Origin of the sequence: Curtobacterium sp. MCPF17_002 (assembly GCF_003234115.2) — a bacterium.
Classification (GTDB): Bacteria; Actinomycetota; Actinomycetes; order Actinomycetales; family Microbacteriaceae; genus Curtobacterium.
This window is the reverse complement of the sequence record NZ_CP126251.1, coordinates 1,915,599-1,936,845: the sequence shown is the minus strand read 5'-3', so window position 1 is coordinate 1,936,845 and position 21,247 is coordinate 1,915,599. Positions and strand designations below refer to the sequence as shown.

Here is a 21,247-nt window from a genome sequence, read left to right as displayed (position 1 = left end):
GGCCCGGGCACCCCGCCCGAAGCCGCGGCCCGGGCACCCCGCCCGGCGTCACGGCCGGCACCAGTCCGGCCGCCCGGCCCGAAGGAGCACCGATGGCCACGTTCACCCGAGGGTTCGGCGGCCGCCGCGACGACCGCGACGACGCCCGCATCCCACCGGGGCAGACGCTCGTGCGCGACTGGCCGGTGCTGTCCGCCGGTGCGACGCCCGAGATCGAGCCCACCGACTGGGCGTTCTCGATCCGCACCGAGTCGGGGCTCCACCAGTGGACGTGGGACGAGGTGCACGCCCTCGGGGTCGAGGACGTCACCGTCGACATCCACTGCGTCACCCACTGGACGAAGCTCGACATGCCGTGGCGCGGCGTCCCCCTGGACCGCCTGTTCGAGGACGTCGAGACCTCGCTCGACTACTGCATGGTGCACAGCTACGGCGGCTACACGACGAACGTGCCCCTCGACGAGCTGCTCGACGGGAAGTCCTGGATCGCGTTCGAGGCCGACGGCGAACCCCTCACCCCCGAGCACGGCGGCCCGGCCCGGCTGCTGGTCCCCCACCTGTACTTCTGGAAGAGCGCCAAGTGGGTGCGCGGCATCGTCATGCAGTCCGACGACGAGCCCGGCTTCTGGGAGAACGCGGGCTACAACCTGCACGGCGACCCGTGGAAGGAAGAGCGGTACTGGTGAGCCTCCCCCACACCGGCCTGGAGGCACGGATCACCCCGTCCGCACCGGCTCCGTCCCGCAGGCGGCCGGCCTGGCACGCCGCGACGGTCGCCTCCGTCGCGCCGGAGACCCCGGAGGCGCGCCGGATCGTCCTCGACGTCCCGACCTGGCCGGGCAACGACCCCGGGCAGCACCTCGACCTGCGGCTCACGGCCGAGGACGGCTACCAGGCGTCGCGGTCGTACTCGATCGCCTCGTCCGGCGACGGCACCTCGGTCCTGCTCGCCGTCGATCGCGCGGTGGGTGGTGAGGTCTCACCGTTCCTCGTCGACGCGGTCGAGGTCGGCGACGCCCTCGAGGTGCACGGACCCCTCGGCGGCTGGTTCGTCTGGCACCCCGGCGCCGCCGAGCGTCCGGTGCAGCTCATCGCCGGTGGATCGGGCATCGTGCCGCTCGCCGCGATCGCCGGCGCGCACGCCGAAGCCGGTGACGCCACCCCGTTCCGCCTGCTCTACGCCGTCCGCACCCCTGCGGACGTCTTCTTCCGCCCGGAGCTCGCCCGCGCCGAGGCCGCCGGGGTCGAGGTCACGCACGTGTACAGCCGGACCGCTCCGGCCGGATCGTCGGTGCCGGCGGGACGCCTCACCCGGGAGACGCTCGCCGCCGCGGTGTTCCCGCCGGACGCCGGGGCCCTGGTGTACGTGTGCGGGTCGACGCCGTTCGTCGAACAGGTCCTGCGGTGGCTCGGCGAGCTCGGGCACGACACCACCGACGTCCGCGCCGAACGCTTCGGAGGCAGCTGATGTCCGTGCTCGACGGGAACGCCCTGGCCGGTCCGCTCACCGAGGTCCTCGGCCCGGACCCGACCCTGGCGGTCCTGCGCTGCTCGGGCTGCGGGTCGCTCGGTGTCCTTGCCGTGACCCGGGTGTACTCGACCCCGATGGGGGCGGTCGCCCGGTGCCGTGACTGCGACACCGTGCTCGTGACCCTGGTCGACACCCCGGACCGCCGGTGGATCGGGATGCCCGGCGCACGCGCCGTGGCCGCACCACCGGCCTGACCCGCACCCACCTGGCGCCTGCAGATCTCCGGCCCGGCCGCAACGGTCGGAGGAGATCATGCGGGAAGTCTGCGGTTTCCCGCACGCGACCAGATCGGACCCGTCCGATCCCCCCGTGGCTCCGGATGGTCATCCGGGGATCACGTCGGGCCACCCACCCGGCGCCCCGAGTGGGCACGGCCGCCCGCGCGCTCGGTGGGCGCGGGTACCCGAAGCCTGCGCCCGCCGGGCCTCCACGACCTCGCGCACCGCGAACGACGAAGGCCCCGGTCGCGTGACCGGGGCCTTCTGTCCGTACGTACTGCCGAACCGTACGGACCACCTGAGCGGATGACGAGATTCGAACTCGCGACCCTCACCTTGGCAAGGTGATGCGCTACCACTGCGCCACATCCGCGTACGTGGACACTCTACCCGCAACCGCACGCCCGAGCGTGATCCGGCCGGAACCGGGCGTGTCCCCGATCGTCGGAGTTCGATCGGACCATGAGCTACGTGCACGACAACCCCGGCGGAACCGAAGCGCACGGCGTGGACCTGGTCGACGGCGACGACCCGGCGGTCCGCATCCTCGTGCACGGCGACCTGCCGACGACGATCGAGCACGAGGGCCGGACCTGGCTGGCGAGCGGCGAGAGCCACGACGACGGTGACGACCAGGCGCCCCCGATCGCCGTCTACCGACCGGTGGACACGCCGTGAACGCGGTCGAGGACGTCGCTGGCCTCCTGGAGTACGCGTCCACGCGCCTCCAGGACCGCATGGCTGGACTCACCGATGCGGAGTGGGCCTGGCAACCGGTCGCCGGTGACGCACTCGTGACCATCTGCTGGCGGCTCGACCACATCGCCGAGGCACTCGGCGAGGGCCGCAACTGGGAGTGGCTCGGTGCGGACCCGTCGGACGCTCCGACGCTCGCCCCGGCGGCGTCCGCGGACGCGGCGGTGGCCACCGTCGCGGACGCCACGGCGCGGTTCGCCGCGCTGGCGCGCGGGCTCGGGGCCGACTCGGCCGAGCCGCTCGGTGCCGTCGCCGGACCGTACGGCGAGGACTCCCGGCTGTCGTTCGTCCTGCACGTGGTCGACGAAGTCGTCCACCACGCCGCCGAGGCCGCGCTCATCCGGGACCTGTACGCCGCGGACCCTCGGAACGGGTTCGACGCCTAAGGTGGGCGGACCATGGCAGCGACACGGGAACGCCGACTCATCGAGACGTTCGTCGCGCTGACGGACACCCTCGTCGACGACTACGACGTCGTCGAGGTCCTGCAGCACCTCGTGGACAGCATGGTCGAGCTCTTCGACGCCGCGGCTGCGGGCATCCTGCTCGTGAACGCCGACCAGGAGCTCGAGGTGCTCGCGTCGACCAGCGAGCGGTCGGAGCTCCTGGGGCTCCTGCAGCTGAACGCCGGCGAGGGGCCGTGCGTGACGTGCGTGACCACCGGCCGGACCGTGTCCGTCCGCGATCCCGACGAGATGGCCCGGCGGTGGCCCGCGTTCGCGGCGGCTTCGGCGGCCTCCGGGTACGCGTCGGTGCACGCGATCCCGATGCGGCTGCGTGACACGACCCTCGGGTCGCTCAACCTGTTCCGCGAGACCGAGGGCGCGCTCAACCGGCAGGACGCGGTGGCGGCGCAGGCGCTCACGGACGTGGCGACGATCAGCATCCTGCAGCAGCGCACGCTCGAGCACGCGACGACGACGCAGCTGCAGCTCCAGCGGGCGCTCGACAGCCGTGTCGTGATCGAGCAGGCGAAGGGCTTCGTCGCCCACACCCACCAGGTCGACACCGACGAGGCGTTCGGCATGCTCCGACGCCACGCGCGCGCGAACCGGCTGCTCCTCGCGGACGTCGCCCGCGGTGTCATCGCGCGTCGGATCACCATTTCCTGAACGACGCCGCCTCGCACGGGTAACGTGCAACCATGAGCGACGACGTCATCGTGCCGACCGGCTACCGGAAGACCGCACCGCGTTCCGGCCGGAGTGACACGACCTCGACCTACTCGGCCCTGATGGTGCAGGTCCGTGACGCCGGGCTCCTCCGGCCCCGCACCGGCTGGTACTGGGGACTCATCGCCGTCCTGTTCGCCCTGCTCGCGCTCACGGTCGGCGCGTTCACGGTGCTCGGCGGCTCGTGGTGGCAACTGGTGGTCGCCGGGGTGCTCGGCATGATCTTCACGCAGTTCGCCTTCCTCGCGCACGAGGCCGCCCACCGGCAGGTGTTCTCGTCCCACCACTGGAACGACCGCGCCGCGCGCTACGTCGGCACCTTCCTGACCGGCGTCAGCTACGCCTGGTGGACGAACAAGCACACCCGGCACCACGCGAACCCGAACACCGTCGGCAAGGACCCGGACATCTCGTTCGACGCGATCTCGTTCCGCCCCGAGGACGCCGCGAGCCGCACCGGGTTCCTGCGCGTGCTCGTCCGGGTGCAGGGCTACGCCTTCTTCCCGCTGCTCCTCGTCGAGGGGGTGAACCTGCACTGGCAGTCGATCCGCACGTACACGAGCCGCGGCACGGTGAAGCGCCGCTGGGCCGAGGGGTCGGTGTTCGCCGCCCGGTTCGTGCTGTACCTGGGCGTCGTGTTCTGGTTCCTGCCCGTGGGGATGGCGTTCGCGTTCCTCGGCGTGCAGCTCGCGGTGTTCGGCTTCTGCATGGGCATCGCCTTCGCGCCGAACCACAAGGGCATGCCGATCATCGAACCCGGACAACGGGTCGACTTCTTCTCGCGGCAGGTGCTGACCTCCCGTGACATCAGTGGCGGCCGCTGGGTGGAGTTCTTCATGGGCGGCCTCAACCACCAGGTCGAGCACCACCTGTTCCCGAGCATGGCACGACCGAACCTCCGGGCTGCACGCGCGATGGTCCGGCGGTACTGCGAGGCGCAGGGCGTCCCGTACACGGAGACGACCATGGTGCGCTCGTACGCGATCGTCGTGCGCTACCTCAACGAGGTCGGGCTCGCGGCGCGGGATCCGTTCGCGTGCCCGATGGTCGAGCGGTACCGCTGACGGCTGCCGGCGCGGCTCCGGCCGCCGGCGGTGAGCACGGCCAGCACACTCGCGGTGAGGACCGACCGGTCCCCGCCGGCGGCCCACTCGGTGCCGTCCGCGCCGCGGTACTCGACGAGGGTCAGCGCGCCGCTGCCGCTGCCCGCGGTGCGTGAGGCCTGGTGCAGTGAGACGACGTCGACGGTGATCCCCTGGTCGCCGAGGAGTTCGGTCACCGCCTCGACCGGTCCGACACCGCGGAAGGTCCCGGACCGTTCGGTGCCGTCCACCCGGATCGTCAGCCGCGTGGTGTCCTGGCCGTCGTGGCGCTCCACGGCGAGGTCCACGAGCTCGGGCGTCGCGTCCGCGGGTGCCAGGTAGCACCGTTCGAACAGGGCGAGCAGCTCCTGGCCACCGATCTCGGTGCCGGAGCCGTCGGTGTGCTGCTGGACCCGCCGGGCGAAGTCGATCTGGAGTCGTCGCGGCAGCTCGATCCCGGACGCTGCTTCCAGCAGGTGGGCGATGCCGCCCTTGCCGGACTGGGAGTTGACGCGGATGACGGCGTCGTAGCTCCGGCCGAGGTCCGCCGGGTCGACGGGCAGGTAGGGCACGCGCCAGGCGGTCTCGCGCTCCGGACGCCCCTCGGCGGCAGCCCGGTCGCGGTGCTCGGCGAAGCCCTTCCGGATGGCGTCCTGGTGCGTCCCGCTGAAGGCCGTGTGCACGAGGTCGCCGACGTAGGGGTGGCGCGGGTGCAGTTCGATGCGGGTGGCGTCCTCGACGGTCCGCCGGATCGCGTCGATGTCCGAGAAGTCGATCATCGGGTCGACGCCCTGCGCGTGCAGGTTGAGGGCCAGGGTCGCGATGTCGACGTTGCCGGTCCGTTCGCCGTTGCCGAAGATGCACCCCTCGACGCGCTGCGCCCCGGCGAGCACCGCGAGTTCCGCGCAGGCGATGCCGGTCCCCCGGTCGTTGTGCGGGTGCACGGACAGGATCACCGCGTCGCGCCGCGCGAGGTTGCGGTGCATGTACTCGATCTGGTCGGCGTAGACGTTCGGCGTCGCGATCTCGACCGTGGCCGGGAGGTTGAGGACCACGGGCCGTTCCGGTGTGGCGTCCCACAGCTCCGTCACGGCGTTGCACAGGTCGAGCACGAAGTCCGGCTCGGTCAGGTTGAACACCTCCGGCGAGAACTCGAACCGGACGTTCTCCATCGCCCCGGCGAGTTCGAGGACGTCACGCGCGCCGCTGAGGACCATCTCCCGGAGTCCGTCGCGGTCCTTGCCGAGCACGACCTCCCGCCAGACCGGCGCGGTCGCCGCGTACATGTGGATGACGACGGGGTTCCGGATGCCCGCGATCGACGCGACGGTCCGTTCGATGAGGTCGCGCCGCGCCGGGGTGAAGACGACGATCGTGACGTCGTCGGGGGCGAGGTCGGACTCCGCGATCAGGCGGACGAACGCGTGGTCGGTCTCCGACGCAGACGGGTAGCCCACCTCGATCTCCTTGTAGCCCATCCGCACCATCAGCTCGAAGAACCGTCGCTTGCGGGCGGGGTCCATCGGCTCCGCGAGCGCCTGGTTGCCGTCGCGCAGGTCGACCGGCACCCAGAGCGGGGCGCTGGAGAGGTGTCGGTCCGGCCAGGTGCGGTCGGTGAGCGGGACATCGACCCGCGCGGTCACGTCGCGGTACCGGTGCGACGGCATCTGCGACCGCCGCTGTCGGTTCCAGTGGGGTGCGTGGTCGGGAACGGGACCAGCGGGCGTGGCGATGCCGTCGTTGCTCATGAGCGAGGACGCTAGCACAACTCCTCAGACAAGTAGCGGACCCGTGGCGCGCGTCCCGGCCGGTGCGGCATGATGGCCGCATGACCCCCGTCCGTCGCGAGCCCCTCGCCGAGCAGGCCGCTGCCGCGCTCCTCGACCGCATCCGTGCCGGCGAGTGGGCGCTCGGCGCTCGGCTCCCGGGCGAGACCACCCTCGCGCCGCAGCTCGGGGTCGGTCGGTCGACCATCCGTGAGGCGGTCAGCCAGCTCGCCGGCCGCGGCGTGCTCACCTCGCGGCAGGGCGCCGGCGTCTTCGTCACCGCGCTCGACGTCACCGACGACTGGGACCAGGTCCTCCGGCGTGCGGACATCACGGCGGTGGTCGAGGCGCGCATCGCCATCGAGGTGGAGGCCTCGTCGCTCGCCGCCACCCGACGGACGCCGGCCGAACTCCGGGCGCTCCGCCGTGCGGTCGAGCACCGGGCCGGACGCCGGGCGACGGTCGAGGAGCACGTCGACGCGGACACCGCCCTGCACCGGGCGATCGTGAGCGCCGCGCACAACCCGATCCTCACCGAACTGTTCGACGGCTTCACGCCGCGGAGTCGTCAGGCGATGGTCGAACTGCTCCGCATCGGCGGGGCGTACGGTTCCGACGCCGACCAGGACGTGCACGCCCGCATCGTCGACGCGATCGCCGACCGCGACGCCGCCACCGCAGCGGCCCGGACACGCGATCACCTCGGCACCCTCACCGCCCGGCTGGGCACGACCGCCTGAGCGGGCGCACGTCGCGACCTGGGCGGGTGAGCGCGACCAGCTGGGCGGATGGGCGCGACCAGCTGGGCGGGTGAACGCGACCAGCTGGGCGGGTGGGCCGGTCCGGCGGGCGTGCGCCGCGCCTCCAGGCGGTCACCCACACGGCGGCCTGGAGGCGCGACCCGCCACCGCGACCACCCTGCGGACCGCGACGGGTCACCAGGGCAGCGTGCCCTCCTCGTCCGTGAACGTGCCGGTCGGTCCGTCCGGACCGGTCGTCGCCAGCGCGACGACGACCCGTGCGCTCTCCGCGACGGAACGGCCGATGCCGAACGCCGCCGTCATGTCCGTCGCGGTCGGACCCGGCTCGACGGCGTTGAAGCGGATCCCCGGGTGGGCCTTCGCGTACTGCACGGTGAGCATCGTCGCGGCCGCCTTCGACGCGGCGTAGAGGGCGAGCGGCAACTGCGACTCGGGACGGTCGGGGTTCGTGACCGCCCAGAAGGACCCCGCGCTGCTCGACACCGTGACGACGTTCGCCGAGCCCGACGCCCGCAGCAGCGGGAGGGCCGCCTCGGTGACGCGGACGATCCCGACGGCGTTCGTGTCGAACGAGCGGAGCGCCGCCGGACCGTCGAGGTCCGTCGTGAGCACGCCGGCGTTGTGGACGAGGACGTCGAGTCCCGTCCCGGCAGCGGCGATCGTCGCGAGTGCCGCACGCACCGAGTCGTCGTCGGTGACGTCGAGCTGCATCGCACGCGCGCCGATGGTCGCGGCGGCGACCTCGCCGCGGGAGCGGTCGCGGGAGCCGATCCAGACCTCGTGGCCGACCGCGACGAGCTGGCGGGCGGTCTCGAGGCCGATGCCCTTGTTGGCGCCGGTGATGAGCGAGACGGTCATGGGGGTTCCTCCGGGACGGATGCGAAATGGACGGGGCGATCACCCCGTTCGAGACCGTATGCACGATCTCGTCGCTGACCCAGAGCCCCCTCGTGACCAGGTCCTGGCAGGACCCCCGCAGCGGGCCGCCCGCTCGCGCAACGAACCCGGCGCCTACCTGCGGGCACGGCGCGCCCTCGTGTCGCCCGAGCAGGCCGGGGTGGCGGTGACCGATCGTCGTCGCGTCGCCGGGCTCCGTCGCGAGGAGGTCGCCATGCTCGCCGGGATCAGCGCCGACTACTACCTCCGCCTCGAGCGCGGTCGGGACCGGAACCCGTCCGTGCAGGTGCTCGAGGCGCTGGGGCGGGTGCTGCGGCTCGACGACGAACACCTCGACCACATGCGGGCGATCGTCGAGCAGCCGCGACGTCGGGCCGGTGCCCGGTCTGCCCGGTCTGCCGGGTCCGCCGGGTCTGCTGGGTCCGCTGGGTCCGCGGGGTCTCCTGGGCCTTCTTGGTCTCCTGGGTCCGCGGGGCTCGCCGTCTCGGCTCCGGTGGTCCCGGCGGGTGCGCTCCGGCTGCTCGACGGCCTCGTCCAGCCGGCGTTCATCGAGACGACCGCGTTCGACGTGCTCGCCGCGAACGCCGGTGCGCGACGCCTCTCCCCCAGGCTCGTGCCGGGGCGCAACCAGTTGCGCGACCTGCTCACCGACGCCGACGACCGGGCGCTGTACCCGGACCACGACCAGATGACGCAGTGCCTGGTGGGGAACCTCCGTCGCACCGCCGCGGCGAGCGACGACGGGCGACCGTCCGACCTCGCGGACGAACTCAGCCGTGTGAGCGACCGGTTCCGGATGCTGTGGGACCGCCACGACGTGCAGGGCCAGTACGGCGGAACCGTCCGGCTGCACCACCCGGAGGTCGGCCCGCTGACCCTCGAGCGTGAGCGTCTCGCGCTCGACGGCGTGGACGGTATCCGGCTCGTGGTGCTGCACGCGGCCCCCGGGTCGGCAGCGGCCGGGAAGCTCGCGCGGCTCGGGATCTGACGGGGGTCGTGGCGGTGGTGTCCGTACCCAGCCGGACCGGACTAGCGTCTGCGACAGGTGACCCCAGCCCCCGGCCGCCGGAACGATCTCATCGTCCGAAGCCGACCGGAAGTCCCCATGACATCCCTCCCCAGTACGTCTCCGCCCGAGACCGCGCTGCGGTGGGTCGAGGTGGATCCGTGGACCTGGCAGGCGCTCGCCGGCTCGTCGGTGATGGGGAGTGTGACGTACGAGTCCCGGTACTTGCTCCGCTTCGGCCAGGGCGCCGTCGCCGGTGTCCACACGAGCCTGGAGAGTGCGAAGTCCCAGCTCGACGCGTGGATCCGGTGGGAGGTCGAACAGGCGCGCGACGACTGACCGTTCCGGTCGCCGCCCTTCCGGTCACCGCCCTTCCGCTCGCCGCCCTTCCGCTCGCGGCCCTTCCGGTCCCGCCCTTCCGCTCGCGGCGGGATGAGAGGAACATGACCGGCGAAGACGGGCACCGCGAGGGGCTCGTACGGTCGACGCCAACCCGACGTGGCCCGCCCCTCTGCCCGCGCGAGGAGTGTGCACCATGATCGACACCCAGAACGCCTTCAGCGGGTTCTCCGTCCGCGACGTCGCCGAGGCGCGCCGGTTCTACGAGGACGTCCTCGGACTCGAGACGTCCGAGGACCACGGCATGCTCGAGCTGCACGTCGGCGGCGGGCGCCCCGTGCTCGTGTACCCGAAGGGCGACGCCCACGAAGCGGCCTCGTTCACCGTGCTCAACCTCCCGGTCGCCGACGTCGAGGCCGCGGTCGACGAGCTCGCCGGACGCGGGGTCGCCTTCGAGCACTACGAGGGGATGACGGACGAGCGCGGCATCAACCGGCAGGGCGGGCCGCTCATCGCCTGGTTCAAGGACCCCTCGGGGAACGTGCTCAGCATCATCAGCGGTCTGGAGGAGGCGCGGACCGCGTAGCCTCCGTCGGGCCGCGGGGGCCCGCCGTGCACCGCGGGCCGTCGGCGGTCGACCATGATGGACCCGTGTCGAGTGATCAGGTCGGGCTGCCGTGGTTCGACGACGTCCTGCGGTCGGTCGGTGCCTCGGCATCCCGTGCGGAGCCGCTCCCGGGCGGTGCGGTCAACCACACCTACCGTGCGTCGCGAGACGACGCCGGTACCGGTGCCGTCGTCCTGCGCTTCCCCGTCGACCCGCTCCGGGAGGACGAGTTCCCCGTCGAGGCCTGGGCCGCCCGCCAGGCAGGACGCGCCGCCGGGATCCCGGTGGCGACGCCCCTCGTGCACGGCGTCGAGCGCGGCGTGCCGTTCTCGGTGTCGGAGTACGTGCCGCACGATCCGCGACCCGTCGAGCACCCGTGGACCTGGCTCGGTACCGTCGCCCGCACCGTCGGCACGGTCCCCCTCGACGAGGCCCCGTCGTCGCTGTTCTCCCGGTTCGGGACAGACCTCGCCCAGGCGTGGTCCGCACACGTGGCCTACAACGCCGCGGCGCTCGGACCGGGCGATCGACTCCGCCGCGACGGGGCGTACGGAGCGGACGGGTCGGCCGAGGCGATCCGCGGTCTCCTCGACGGGCTGGCGGCCCAGCGGTTCGACTTCGGGCTGGCGCACGGCGACCTCGCACCCCGGAACCTCGTCTCACGAGGACCGGACCGCCCGCCGGTGCTCATCGACTGGGGAGCGGCCGAGACCGGTCCGACGCCCTGGACGGACGCACGGCGGGTGTTCGAGTGGGCGTTCGTCGACGGGTCGATCACCCGCCAGGAGTACGACGAGTTCGCCGTCGCTGCGGGCCTCGCATCGGACGCCGATCGCCGGACACTGGCGTCCATGACGACGCTGCACCTGCTCGATGTCACCCGGTGGGCGCTCGCCAACCGACCGGATCTGTACGACGAGTACGTCGAGCGCTGTCGGGCCGGACTGGAGCGCCTCCGGGGGCGGTGATCACCGTGTGGTGATCACCGCTCCGCCGGGTCGGTGCTCGGCCGGGTCGTGCTCGGTCCTGTCAGTGCTCGGCCGGGTCAGTGCTCGGCCGTGTCAGCGCGTGCGGCCGGCGAGGCGCCGGCGTCGTGCGATGACCGTGAGCGCGATCCCGGCCGCCAGCAGGCCACCCGCGATGCCGAGCGGGACCGTCGGGTCGGAGCCCGTGAACGCCAGTTCACCGGTGGGCCGGTCCGCCGACCCCACGGCCACGGTGGTCGGCGACCCGTTCGGAGCCGTCGGGTTCGTCGTGGGCGCGGTCGGCGTCGGGCTCGCAGTGGCTGCGGCCGGACGGACCGTGATGGTCACCGTCGTCGTCGCGTTCGGTGCGGTGCCGTTCGACGCGGTGATCGTCACCGTGGACGACCCCGGCGTGGTCGGGGTCCCGGTGATCGCGCCGGTGGCGCCGTTCAGGGTCAGGCCCGCGGGCAGCCCGGTCGCGGTGTAGGTCGGCTTCGGTGTGCCGCTCGCGGTCACCGTGTACGAGTACGGCTGCCCGGCGGTCGCCGTCGTCGGTGCACCCGAGGTGATCGTCGGGGCGGTCGTCTCGGACGGTGTCCCCGGGGTCGGGCAGTCCGACGACGCCGTGATCGTGTTCGTGTCGAGCGTGACCGCGCCGGTGCGGGCGAGGAGTCGTCCGACCACCGTCGCGCTCGTCGTCGCGGTCACCGAGTCCTGCGCGAGGACGGTGCCCCGGAACTGTGCGCCCGTGCCGATCGTGGCCGAGCTCCCGACCTGCCAGAACACGTTGCACGAGCTCGCGCCACCGGTGATCGTGATCCTGGTGCCGGACCCGATGGTCAGGGTCGATGCGGCCTGGAACACCCAGACCGAGTCCGCGCTGCCGGCGAGGGTCAGCGCACCGGTGTTCGCGAGCGACAGCGCCCCGCCCGAGTACACCCCGGGTGAGAGCGACAGCCCGTTCAGCTCGGTGAGGCCGGTACGGGTCGGGGTGAGCGACGCCGCGACGCCGTAGGCAGTGGTGGTGTCCCGCTGTGCCTGAGCCGCGGCGGCGTCGGTCTGGTGCACCCTGCCGTTCACGACACCGTCCGGTGCCTCGCCGAACCCGGTGATCGACGTCCCGGGCGAAAGGCCGAGGTCACCGTTCACCACCGTCGGTCCGGTGTTCGTGACGGTGCTCGCCCCGAGGACGCCGTACGTCGCCGCGGTACCGAGGTTCACCGGCCCGTCGATCACGGTCGCTGCGGAGGCGCCCGAGGTGGAGAGGAGCACCAGTGACGCGGCGAGGCCGAGCCCGGCACATCCCGTCATCACCGTGCGGAGGAAGGGGGACGTGGCCATGGCGGCACCTGTCTGAGTGGGAGAGGCACAACGCATGCGTCGACGACGCCGACATGATCTCCGGTCTCCGCAGTATGCGCCCTCGGGGACGTCAGCGAGGGAAACGGCGCAGATCGCCGCGAACTGGGGGTCCCGGCTCGTTCCGCGCTCGGATCACGGAGCAGTCGGCACGATGACGGAACCAGGGTCTGCCGCTGCCTGCGGCGCGACGGGAGCCCGGAACGACGGGAGCCCGGAACGACGAGAGCCCCGGCCGGACCTGGTGCTGGTTCGCAGGGCAGCGTCACCGCGAGAGTCGGCCGCCGGCCCGAGCGCAGCCGCAGCCGCAGCAGCCCGAGAGAACAGACCCAACTCGTCATCCGACGTCGGCCTCCCCGTCTCCCGGCAACAGCCTGCCACCGTGACCACAGCGTCGCGGCGAGCAACGACTCACGGAGGTGCCGCCCACGAAGCATGCGGGGCGTTCTTCACACCCCCCCGGACCACGTCCGGGAGATGCTCGTCGCCAGTGATGACGAACGGCGCCGACGGGATACGTTCCGGATCCCAAAGCAGCACCGACGATGTCTGGTACCCCTGATTCGTCACCGCACCACCCGTGGCTTGAACTCCCGCAGCCGGTCAAGCTGCTTGAGCATGTCCGACGGGTTGTAGACGGCGAACTTCCACATCTCGCCCAACGCGTGGACGAACACCGCATTCTGTCCATCGTCACCGACTTCCTCACCCCAGTGCAATGCGCGAAGGTGCCGTGGTCATCCGCTTTCTCCAGGGCGATGTTTCCCGTCGAAGTGAACCGACGATCCGACTTCACCTCCACGTACTGGCCCACAAACGGGTATCGGTCCGCATAAGCCTTCCGACAATGGAAACAGGACGATGCAGAAGCACTACCCCAAGAACAACGACGTCAGGACTCAGCGCCCGCGTCGTCACCACCGACGGCACTGCCTACACCCGCTTCGCATCCCGCGGTGAAGCCGATTTGATCACCCCGAGCGGCGGGCAGTACCAGCACCTCCCCGTGGCCGACTACAAGTCCGGCTTACCGGACACTGACCGGGCAGAAGCGGAAGCCTACTGGAACGACATGGAGCAAGCTTTCGTCAACGTCGGCCCGGGCGAGTACCTCGGGAACACTCCCGAGTGGTAGCGCTTCAGCGCTGAGCCGGGCCGCTACTCGTCGCCTCGGCTGGTCACCCACCCGTAGAACGGCTTCGCCACGGTGCGCCCGTCGTGGGCGTGTTCGAGTCCGCCCAGCAGTTCTTGCCCTTCCTGGCCGGCGCGGTGTCCGTCCGCTGCGCGGTGGGCGTCGATGAGGAATCCGGGAACGGCGTCGGGGCCGGCGATGGTGAGGTAGAAGAGGATCTGCCGCCATGCGTATGCGGCGTTCTTCCGGTGGCGGAGGCTGCGGGGCTGCTGCGCGGCGTATAGCTCGGGGAGCACGGTGCGACGCCAAGCGGCGATGGCTGCTGCTTCCCAGTCGATGGTGGAGCCGGCGTGGACGACCGCGGCGAGGTTGTGGGTGGTGAGCACCTGGCCTTGTTCGATGATGCTGCCAGCGACCGCGACGGATCCCCACCGGGTGAACGCGGTGACACCAGCGCGACGGTGCGCTTCGTCGTTGAACTGGTCCTGCGTCTTCGGTGTTTCACCGAGGCTGTAGTACCGGCCGTAGAGACCTGTTTCGACGTACTCGCCGGCGATGCGTCCGGCTTCGACGAATGCGGCGGAGAACCCGCCCATGAAGATGTCGGCGGCGAGTTCGTAGGTGACGGGGATGGGCAGGTCCGCCTGCTTGTACAGCTCGGCGAGGACGCGGAGGAACGAGTTCGGCAGGACGGTGCCTGGGAAGTGCTGCAGCGCCAGTTCGGTGAGGTGCGCAGCTTGCTCGGCGGACGGGGCACGGCCGGTTCGAGTTCCGCACCCTTCCAACGCGGTGAACCACGGCAGCGCGGACACGTCCACCTGCTTCTGGTAGTTCAAGAGCAGCACGGAGCGTCGGTTCCGGAACGCTTGGAACACCCGGCCGGCGAGAGCACCTGCGGTGTCATCGTCGAACCGGTCGGCGATTGTGTCGGCTGCGAGTTGTGGGGCGAGGTCCGCGAGCCCTTCCGCGGAGGTGACGTAGCCACGGCGCAGCAGTACCGGGAGGGGCGCGTGCGTGGCCTGCTCGACCACGCGGCGGACGTACTCGAGGTGCTCCCCCGGCAGGCCGGTGAGCAGCCGTTCCGGGTTGTCCGTGTACGTGTCTGCGTACGGTTTCAACGCGTCGGCGGTGTCCTTAGCGAGGGCTGCGTGTGACGGACGGGCGGCGTCTTCCTGCTGGGCGCGGCGGAGGATCCGGAGGCGTTCCGAGTCGGGGGCGCCGCGTTTCGCGACGACGTCGTTGACGACTTCCCGTGCCCGGCTGACGTGGTTCCGGTTCCCGACGATGGTGTTCCGGGTCGCATCGAGAAGAATCTGGATGGTGGAGCCGGGCCGGGCATGCTTCTTCGTCAGCGTGTGCTCTTCGGCGAGCACCGGGTACACGTCGACGAGGGCGCGTGCACGGGGGAACCAGTCGTCGGTGAACACGCGGCCGATGGTGCCGGCGTCGTCGCGGGTCTCCCACCACAGTTCGACGAGCGTGTCAGTGAACGGGGCCCAGATGGTGTTCGACTTCCGCTGCGCTTCCACCTGCGGGGAGAGCTTCTTCTCCTCAAGGCGGCGGAGGGCGTCACGCATCGTGGTGACATGCACGCCGGCGGGCTCCGGCTCATCAAGCGGGACTGGCAGGTACCGGAGACGGTCCGCCCACGGCCACACCTCGTCGATGAGCGTGGCGGCGGCGTCACTGCGGTCGGTGCGGAGGAGGTACGCGACGGTGAGAAGCACCCCGTGTTCCGGGAGGTCTAGCCGGTACGCCTTCGAGTCGAGGAGCTTCCCGAGCCACGTGAGCCCGGCGTCGGAGAGCGCCCAAGCGAACAGGCGTGCACGGGTCGGGATGACGTTCCGCTCCGCAGCGAGAGCAACTTCATCGTCGTCGAGCGGTCCGGATGCTGCCGCCATGCCGGTGGCGAACCCGCCATGGACAACCTCCGGGGTCACCCATGCCGGCATGCCCTTCGTCGGGACAGGTTCCCCGACGGTGACGCCGCCGCCGTCGATTGCGGCGATCGCCTGCAGCACCTTCGCGATGCGACGGTCGGACCCGGCAGTGAACGCACGGGACAGCTGCCCCCACAGGTAGCTCGGTGCCGACAACGCCGTTCCCCCTTCGGTGATGCTTGGCCGACGCGGCAGGTGCTGCCCCTGCGCCCTCTGGATCCAAGTCCGGTGCTCTGCTGCTGAGCTACACGCCGGTGGTGTTCATCGTGCCAGACGCGTTGCCTGACGCAACCTCTATGCGCGGGCGAGCGTCACCGTCGCCGGGCCCCGACGCTGGCCGCCTACTTGCCGCAGAGGGAGATGCCGGTGTCACCATCTGCTCACAGCGCTTGAGCGCCGACAGTCAGCGGCGTCGACCGAGGCTGGGGAGGCCGGCGTTCACTGCCCAGACGCTGCCTCGTCCCTTCGCCTTCGGCTTCCCCTCGCAGGTTCCGCTTCTGTGGGCGCGCGTCCGGCGGGGCACCATCCCCGTCGAGACGGACGGTCCGCTTCGGCCCGTCGGCGACGCGCCCACGCTGCGGCGCGCTGCCCGTCGGGCGCCGCCGTCTACCTGGCGGTGGAGGACGGCGTCACCGGCGGTCTGCGTGTGTCCGCGAACCCAGTGAATGACGGTCTCCGCGGTGCGGGCGCGGGCGGCCGCGACCCCCGGTCCGCGGGTCGTGCCGGTCGAGTGTTACGGCGCCGGACACCTACGGCCGCCATCCGCAGTCGTTCGAGCGACGCCTGCGAGTCGGTGACGATGTGAAAGGGCACGTCAGCCGGTGCTGCTTCGACGACGGTGGCGAGTGTCTCCGACTCCGGGACCGTGATGTTCTCCGACGGCGGCCACGCACATGCGGTTCGCCACGAGCGGTGGTGTCGCTCACGCGAACCCGGCGACACCAGTCGTCGCGTTCAACGACCCGTCGGTCGCAGCGAGGATGAGAGTGCCGGGCATGGTGGGTCTATGCGCGGGAGGAACCTGTCGATGGGGGCCGGTTACCGCGTCACACGGTGGGCGGTCGCTGCGGTAACGATGAGGCCCCGTCCGGTGGCCCATCTGGCGTCGATGCGCACTCCTGCTGGACCCGGTGTGGTCTGTATTGTGCCGTCTGCATCTACCTCGGTGATCTCGATGCGGGGTGTTGGTCCGAGCTGGGTCTGCAGCTTGAAGATGGCTTCTTTAGCGCTGAAGAGCAGTCGATCCCAGTTGGCGCCGGCCGGCAGTCCACGGGTTGCTGCGGTCTCCCCTGCAGTGAAGGTTGCTTCTGCGATGCCGGGTGGGAGGGGTGCGTCGGGTTCAGCGTCCACGCCGACGGCGAGCACGTGTTCGCCCTTTGCGACTACCGCGGCCCGGTACCCGACGCAGTGGGTGATGCTTCCGACGATTCCTGCCGGCCAGACGGGTGCGCGGTCTGCGCCGACGGGGATGCTGGTCTTGGGTTCGCCGAGTATCCGGAGGGCTTCCCGGGCGCAGGACCGTGCTGTGCGGAACTCCGCGAGGCGATCCGGCGCTGCCTGCGCGAGCGTCATCTCTTCCTGTTCGAAGAGTTCGAGGTCAGTTCGGTCGCCGAAGGATTCGTCGGTGACGGTGTGGCTTCCGAAGACGGTGGCGAAAAGGGAGCCTGGCCCGTTCACGCTTGCCGACGCTCCTGGCCGTTACATGGAGTAGCCCGGTTTGCGGACGAGATCTTCGTGGCGTGGCACGATCTCGACGTCGAACACGGTGGCTTTCCAGGCGTCCCCCGGCACGGCGATTCCCTCGACGGACACCGCGCTCGGCGAAGTTCCGAGGATGTCCACCGCGACGGTTTCGAGGGCTGCTGCAAGACGCAGCCGTTGGTCATCGGTGAGCTCTGGGGCGAAGTGCCAGATCTTAAAGTGGGGCATCAGCCCTCCTGCAATTGTCGTTCGCCGAGCAGTTCGACGATGGTCGCTGCCGTTGGGTCGCGGAGGATCGTGTAGTGGTCGACGGGGACGTGGCAGAGCCGGCCAGCGTCTTCGAGGGTCGTCTCCGCTGCTCGGAGGAACGACGGGCTGTCCCCGCTAGCGGTGAACACTTCCATGCTGTCCAGCAGCCCCGCGACGTCCGGAGCGGGCGCTGCCCGGAACTGGAACGTGGTCGATGCGACGCGGAGGATCCTCGTTGCGAGTTCGGTGTCGAGGCCGGGCCGCCATGCCTTCAACTCGGTAAGGAAGTCGCCCTCATCGGTGACTGTGTCCAGGCGTGCTGACGCGTCAGCGTTGGGGAGCCGGCCGAGGAACACGGAGTACGCCATCCTGAGGAAGTACGGGTCAGTGAACCGGTCGCCGGGGGTGACTTGAAGGCCCGGAACGAACGGTGAGCCCGGAGCGACGAGAATGAGCCGACAGACGGTGCGTTCTTCCCGCTGCAAGCCAGCGGCAACGGAGGTCGCGACTCGAGCGCCGAACGAGTAGCCGGCGAGGGTCAGCTCCTGGTCGGGGAACGCTATGCGCAAGAGCGCAACGTCCCGGTCCACCATCTCCTGCAGCGTCGGGTACGGGATCTCTCCGACGTTCAACCCATGGGTTTGGACAGCGTAGACGGTGAACTCCGAAGACAGGTGGTTCGCCAGCGTGCGGAGGTTCATCGGGTAGCCGCCGAGGCCCGGCCAGATGATGCAAGGCTGCCCTGGGCCGTCGGCGAGTTTGACCAGCCTTGACGTGGGCGAGTCTGCGCTCAGAGCAGCGGCAAGGGCGCGGACGGTGGGCTGTTCGAAGACGGTCTGCACCGGGAGTGCCCCTCCGAGTTCCCGGTTGATGCGGTTGATCAGTTGCACCGCGTCGAGGGAGTTCCCGCCGACATCGAAGAAGTCCGCTGTGACGGACTGCTGCTCTGCGCGGAGTACCTCGTTCCAGAGGGTGAGGATGCGCCCCTCGACGTCGTTTGCTGGTGGCACCCTTTCCGCTGCGGGTGCAACGGTCGTTTCCATCGTGGTGATGAGCGCGGACCGGTCGTGTTTTCCGCTGTTGGACACGGGGATGCTGTCGGTGACGGTGACCCGTGACGGCACCATGTAGTACGGGAGGGTCTTCCGGAGGTCGTCGCGGAGAATCTCCTCTGGACCGCGCGTGTGGACCGAGTCCTCGCGCATGCCGACCGACTCGATCTGCTCGTCGGATACCGCCCCGGCGACAGCGAAGTACATGAGGGGGTCACCTCCGACGATGCTCCGGTAGCGGACAGCGGATGGCAGGTCACGTCCCGTCAGCGATGAGTACCCGGCCGACATCAGTCCGATGTTGGACGAGTTCATCTGCAGCCGTTGGAGGGTTCGACCAAGTTCCACGAAACCGCGCCAGCGTGCTCCCGCAGGCACTGACATCGCCACTCCGAAGCTGGACCGGTCGTACGTCTCCTGGTTGATGGCAATGACATGCCGTCGCTCGATGACGTCTGCGCTGACACGTTCCAGGCCGTTCGGCCCGACGTAGTAGGTTCCGGCGCGGCCGTCGGTGACGTTGCTGTGGAGCTGCACCATCGTCCGCACCGGGAAGTCGTCCGGAGCCGGCCGGTCTGTGTGCAGGTCGATGACGGCGGTGCAGACCCGGTGGGTATCGGAGATCCGCGGATCCTGCGCCGGGGTGCGGTGGTGGGTGAAGTAGCCGACCTCGGCGGAGGCGTGGTCGAGGAGGCCAGCGATGTGCCCTGCTTCGAAATGAAGCACTTCGTCGACGTTCGTGGCGTACACCGCTTCGATTGCGTCGCGGTCACCGACGAGGTGCACGCGGACGAATCCCGATGCGGTCTCGGCGGGCGCCGTTCCGACCTGCTGGAGCGCGTGCGTGTCGGGGCGGTACTCGTGGAGTCCGTCGTCGATGCCGTCGACGCCGGCGACCTCGAGGTAGATGGTGGTGGCGTTGAGGGCGCCGGGGGAGGCGTACGCGTACTTGGGAAGGAGCCGTTCACTGCTGCTGAACGGCCCGAACCAGCGGAGCACGTGCCCGATGCGTTCGACGTTCATCGGCGCGGGCGGCACGGCCGGTTCCGGTTGCCGGGCGTCGGAGATGAACGCGGTGATGTCGTCCTTGGTCAGGTCGCCGCCGTCGTAAAAGCGGTACGTCTTCCGGGCGAACGCCGTCTTCCACTGCTCGGGGGTACCGTCCGCGTTGGGAAGGGCGGTTTCGTCCGATGGTGATCGGGCGCTGTCGCGCTTGAGCGCAGCAAGTTGCGCCCGGACTTGCTCGTGACCCTTCTTCGACCGGTGATGCTGTCCAGCACGGTCGGCGTCCATGACCGCGGCCTCTTCTGGGTCGAGCTCCACGAACGCGGCAAGGCGCGCGAGGCCGTCGCGTGGGTCAGTCCAGGGGACGACCGCGGCGGAACGCACCCAGTGGTGCTGTTCGATGGCGAGGCGGACTTCTTCGGTCTCCACACGGTGGCCGTTGATTTTCACCTGGTCGTCCACTCGGCCGTGGAAGTGCAGGTCTCCGTTCGGGTGCTGAGAGACGAGGTCCCCGGTGACGTACACGCGTGCAGGTACCCCGTCGACGTCAACGTGCATGAACCGTTCCGCTGTTCGCTCCGGGTCGTTCTTGTACCCGGATGCGACCTGGGGGCCTCCGATGGCAAGCTCGCCGACGTCTCCGGTGGCGACGGGTCGGCGTGCGTCGTCCAGGATGTGGATGGTGCAGCCCGGTACCGGCTGTCCGATGGTGATCACCGTCTGGACGTCGTCGACGTCGTCTGCGCTCACCCGGTGGAAGGTGGCGTTGATGGTCGTCTCAGTCGGGCCGTAGAGGTTGATGAGCGCCGCGCGCGGCACCGCGTCCATGATTTCTCGCGCGTCGGTGGTCGTCAACGCCTCGCCGCCGCTGAACACGTGGGTGAGTGTGTCGTTGGTGGTGAACGACGGCTCTCGGACGAGTGCACGCCACAGAGTGGGAACGCATTGCAGATGCGTGACCCGCTGCGAGTGAACGAACTGCGCGATCCGCGCCGGGTCCCTGTGGATGCCGACAGGACCGACGATGATGGTTCCGCCGGCGGCGTTGGCGAGGAGTTCCCACTGCGCGGCGTCGAAACTCGTCGGCGTTTTGAGGAGCATGCGGGAGCTGCTGAGGGCCATTTCCCGGGCAAGCCACCGCATCTGGTGGCTGATTGCCCGATGCGGGACCACGACACCCTTCGGCTTCCCGGTTGAGCCGGAGGTGAAAATGACGTACGCGGGTCCGGCAGGATTCGAGATGTGCTGGTCTGCCGTCCGATTGGCGGGTGACTCAGCGTGATCACCCGCCTGATGCACCCGCACGGTGTCCGGCGTCAGCTGCCGGACGAACGCGCCGGACCGCTCATCGGTGATGATGCTCTCGAGCTTCGAGTGGTTGATCATGTAACGGATGCGTTCAGCCGGGTAGTCCACGGCCAACGGCACGTACGCGGCGCCGGCGAGGAGGACACCCCAGACTGCGCTGATGAGTTCGGCCCCGGGCTCCAGGAAGAGCCCTACGGCGTCGCCGGGCCGGACACCGGAGTTCGTGAGATGCGCCGCCTGTGCGTGCGCATGTGTCCACAGGTCCGCGAATGTGACGGTGGTGTCACCGTCGATGACTGCAGCCTTCCGAGGGTTCTCCTCGACTGCGGCTCGCAACAGTGCGGACAGTGTCGCCGCGTCCCCAGATGCAGCGACCGATGTGAGTTGTGCCATCAGATTCC

At 70.3% G+C, this 21,247-nt stretch carries 20 protein-coding genes and 2 tRNA genes; 12 read left to right on the top strand and 10 right to left on the bottom strand.

Going from position 1 to position 21,247, the window contains the following annotated elements; all coding sequences use genetic code 11:
- The first annotated feature begins 92 nt into the window (after window positions 1-92).
- From DEJ28_RS09110 to DEJ28_RS09100, 3 genes are read left to right on the top strand one after another with little or no spacing between them, the layout of a single operon-like run.
- The gene (locus DEJ28_RS09110) at window positions 93-686 is read left to right on the top strand and encodes a molybdopterin-dependent oxidoreductase (RefSeq protein WP_111117188.1); all 594 of its coding nucleotides are present in this window, start codon (window positions 93-95) and stop codon (window positions 684-686) included.
- Window positions 683-1,468, top strand: a complete 786-nt coding sequence (locus tag DEJ28_RS09105) for an FAD-binding oxidoreductase (RefSeq protein ID WP_111117189.1) — start codon at window positions 683-685, stop codon at window positions 1,466-1,468. Before DEJ28_RS09110 ends, DEJ28_RS09105 begins: the two co-directional genes overlap by 4 nt.
- Window positions 1,468-1,725, top strand: coding sequence for a DUF6510 family protein (locus DEJ28_RS09100; protein ID WP_111117190.1), 258 nt, complete (start codon window positions 1,468-1,470; stop codon window positions 1,723-1,725). The genes DEJ28_RS09105 and DEJ28_RS09100 overlap by 1 nt, the downstream gene beginning before the upstream one ends.
- A gap of 325 nt (window positions 1,726-2,050) precedes the next feature.
- Here DEJ28_RS09100 and DEJ28_RS09095 read toward each other — a convergent pair.
- Window positions 2,051-2,122 (bottom strand) — tRNA-Gly (locus tag DEJ28_RS09095).
- An 89-nt stretch (window positions 2,123-2,211) separates the two neighbouring features.
- On the opposite strand from DEJ28_RS09095, the gene DEJ28_RS09090 reads away from it, so the two are divergent.
- The 4 genes from DEJ28_RS09090 to DEJ28_RS09075 are packed head-to-tail and all read left to right on the top strand — an operon-like array spanning window position 2,212 to window position 4,741.
- Window positions 2,212-2,427, top strand: coding sequence for a hypothetical protein (locus tag DEJ28_RS09090; protein WP_111117191.1), 216 nt, complete (start codon window positions 2,212-2,214; stop codon window positions 2,425-2,427).
- Window positions 2,424-2,891, top strand: a complete 468-nt coding sequence (locus tag DEJ28_RS09085; RefSeq protein WP_111117192.1) for a DinB family protein — start codon at window positions 2,424-2,426, stop codon at window positions 2,889-2,891. The genes DEJ28_RS09090 and DEJ28_RS09085 overlap by 4 nt, the downstream gene beginning before the upstream one ends.
- A 12-nt stretch (window positions 2,892-2,903) precedes the next feature.
- On the top strand, window positions 2,904-3,617 hold the full coding sequence (locus tag DEJ28_RS09080; protein WP_111117193.1) for a GAF and ANTAR domain-containing protein: 714 nt from the start codon (window positions 2,904-2,906) through the stop codon (window positions 3,615-3,617).
- Window positions 3,618-3,649: 32 nt separating this feature from the next.
- Window positions 3,650-4,741, top strand: a complete 1,092-nt coding sequence (locus DEJ28_RS09075) for a fatty acid desaturase family protein (RefSeq protein ID WP_111117194.1) — start codon at window positions 3,650-3,652, stop codon at window positions 4,739-4,741.
- On the opposite strand, the gene DEJ28_RS09070 is transcribed toward DEJ28_RS09075, so the two are convergent.
- Window positions 4,672-6,507 carry a 2-isopropylmalate synthase gene (locus DEJ28_RS09070; RefSeq protein ID WP_220034675.1) on the bottom strand — a complete coding sequence of 612 codons (1,836 nt, stop codon included), beginning with the start codon at window positions 6,505-6,507 and terminating at the stop codon, window positions 4,672-4,674. The two genes, DEJ28_RS09075 and DEJ28_RS09070, sit on opposite strands and share 70 nt — an antisense overlap.
- An 80-nt stretch (window positions 6,508-6,587) precedes the next feature.
- On the opposite strand from DEJ28_RS09070, the gene DEJ28_RS09065 reads away from it, so the two are divergent.
- The gene (locus DEJ28_RS09065; RefSeq protein WP_111117195.1) at window positions 6,588-7,265 is read left to right on the top strand and encodes a FadR/GntR family transcriptional regulator; all 678 of its coding nucleotides are present in this window, start codon (window positions 6,588-6,590) and stop codon (window positions 7,263-7,265) included.
- 195 nt (window positions 7,266-7,460) lie between these two features.
- Here DEJ28_RS09065 and DEJ28_RS09060 read toward each other — a convergent pair whose 3' ends face one another.
- Window positions 7,461-8,144: an SDR family NAD(P)-dependent oxidoreductase gene (locus DEJ28_RS09060; RefSeq protein ID WP_111117196.1), complete on the bottom strand. Its 684-nt coding sequence runs from the start codon at window positions 8,142-8,144 to the stop codon at window positions 7,461-7,463.
- Window positions 8,145-8,202: 58 nt separating this feature from the next.
- Here DEJ28_RS09060 and DEJ28_RS09055 point away from each other — a divergent pair, with 58 nt between their 5' ends.
- The 4 genes from DEJ28_RS09055 to DEJ28_RS09040 all read left to right on the top strand — a co-directional run bounded on the left by DEJ28_RS09055 (window position 8,203) and on the right by DEJ28_RS09040 (window position 11,103).
- Window positions 8,203-9,171 (top strand): helix-turn-helix domain-containing protein, encoded by a 969-nt coding sequence (locus tag DEJ28_RS09055; RefSeq protein WP_111117197.1) that lies wholly within the window; start codon window positions 8,203-8,205, stop codon window positions 9,169-9,171.
- Window positions 9,172-9,288: 117 nt separating this feature from the next.
- Window positions 9,289-9,528: a hypothetical protein gene (locus DEJ28_RS09050; protein ID WP_181433850.1), complete on the top strand. Its 240-nt coding sequence runs from the start codon at window positions 9,289-9,291 to the stop codon at window positions 9,526-9,528.
- 196 nt (window positions 9,529-9,724) lie between these two features.
- Window positions 9,725-10,114 (top strand): VOC family protein, encoded by a 390-nt coding sequence (locus DEJ28_RS09045; RefSeq protein WP_111117199.1) that lies wholly within the window; start codon window positions 9,725-9,727, stop codon window positions 10,112-10,114.
- Between the two features lie 65 nt (window positions 10,115-10,179).
- A complete protein-coding gene (locus DEJ28_RS09040) occupies window positions 10,180-11,103 on the top strand; it encodes a phosphotransferase (protein WP_111117200.1) in 924 nt (307 codons plus the stop codon).
- Window positions 11,104-11,196: 93 nt separating this feature from the next.
- Here the strand turns inward: DEJ28_RS09040 and DEJ28_RS09035 are convergent, their stop codons facing one another.
- The 7 genes from DEJ28_RS09035 to DEJ28_RS09005 form a co-directional block, all read right to left on the bottom strand.
- On the bottom strand, window positions 11,197-12,441 hold the full coding sequence (locus DEJ28_RS09035; RefSeq protein WP_181433851.1) for an ice-binding family protein: 1,245 nt from the start codon (window positions 12,439-12,441) through the stop codon (window positions 11,197-11,199).
- 584 nt (window positions 12,442-13,025) lie between these two features.
- Window positions 13,026-13,178: a hypothetical protein gene (locus DEJ28_RS09030; RefSeq protein ID WP_181433852.1), complete on the bottom strand. Its 153-nt coding sequence runs from the start codon at window positions 13,176-13,178 to the stop codon at window positions 13,026-13,028.
- Window positions 13,179-13,617: 439 nt separating this feature from the next.
- On the bottom strand, window positions 13,618-15,687 hold the full coding sequence (locus tag DEJ28_RS09025; protein WP_111117202.1) for a hypothetical protein: 2,070 nt from the start codon (window positions 15,685-15,687) through the stop codon (window positions 13,618-13,620).
- Between the two features lie 24 nt (window positions 15,688-15,711).
- Window positions 15,712-15,785 (bottom strand) — tRNA-Pro (locus DEJ28_RS09020).
- A 784-nt stretch (window positions 15,786-16,569) separates the two neighbouring features.
- Window positions 16,570-17,208, bottom strand: a complete 639-nt coding sequence (locus DEJ28_RS09015) for a 4'-phosphopantetheinyl transferase family protein (RefSeq protein WP_111117203.1) — start codon at window positions 17,206-17,208, stop codon at window positions 16,570-16,572.
- 21 nt (window positions 17,209-17,229) lie between these two features.
- Window positions 17,230-17,460: a tautomerase family protein gene (locus DEJ28_RS09010; protein WP_111117204.1), complete on the bottom strand. Its 231-nt coding sequence runs from the start codon at window positions 17,458-17,460 to the stop codon at window positions 17,230-17,232.
- Window positions 17,460-21,239 (bottom strand): amino acid adenylation domain-containing protein, encoded by a 3,780-nt coding sequence (locus DEJ28_RS09005; RefSeq protein ID WP_111117205.1) that lies wholly within the window; start codon window positions 21,237-21,239, stop codon window positions 17,460-17,462. Before DEJ28_RS09005 ends, DEJ28_RS09010 begins: the two co-directional genes overlap by 1 nt.
- Window positions 21,240-21,247: the final 8 nt, after the last annotated feature.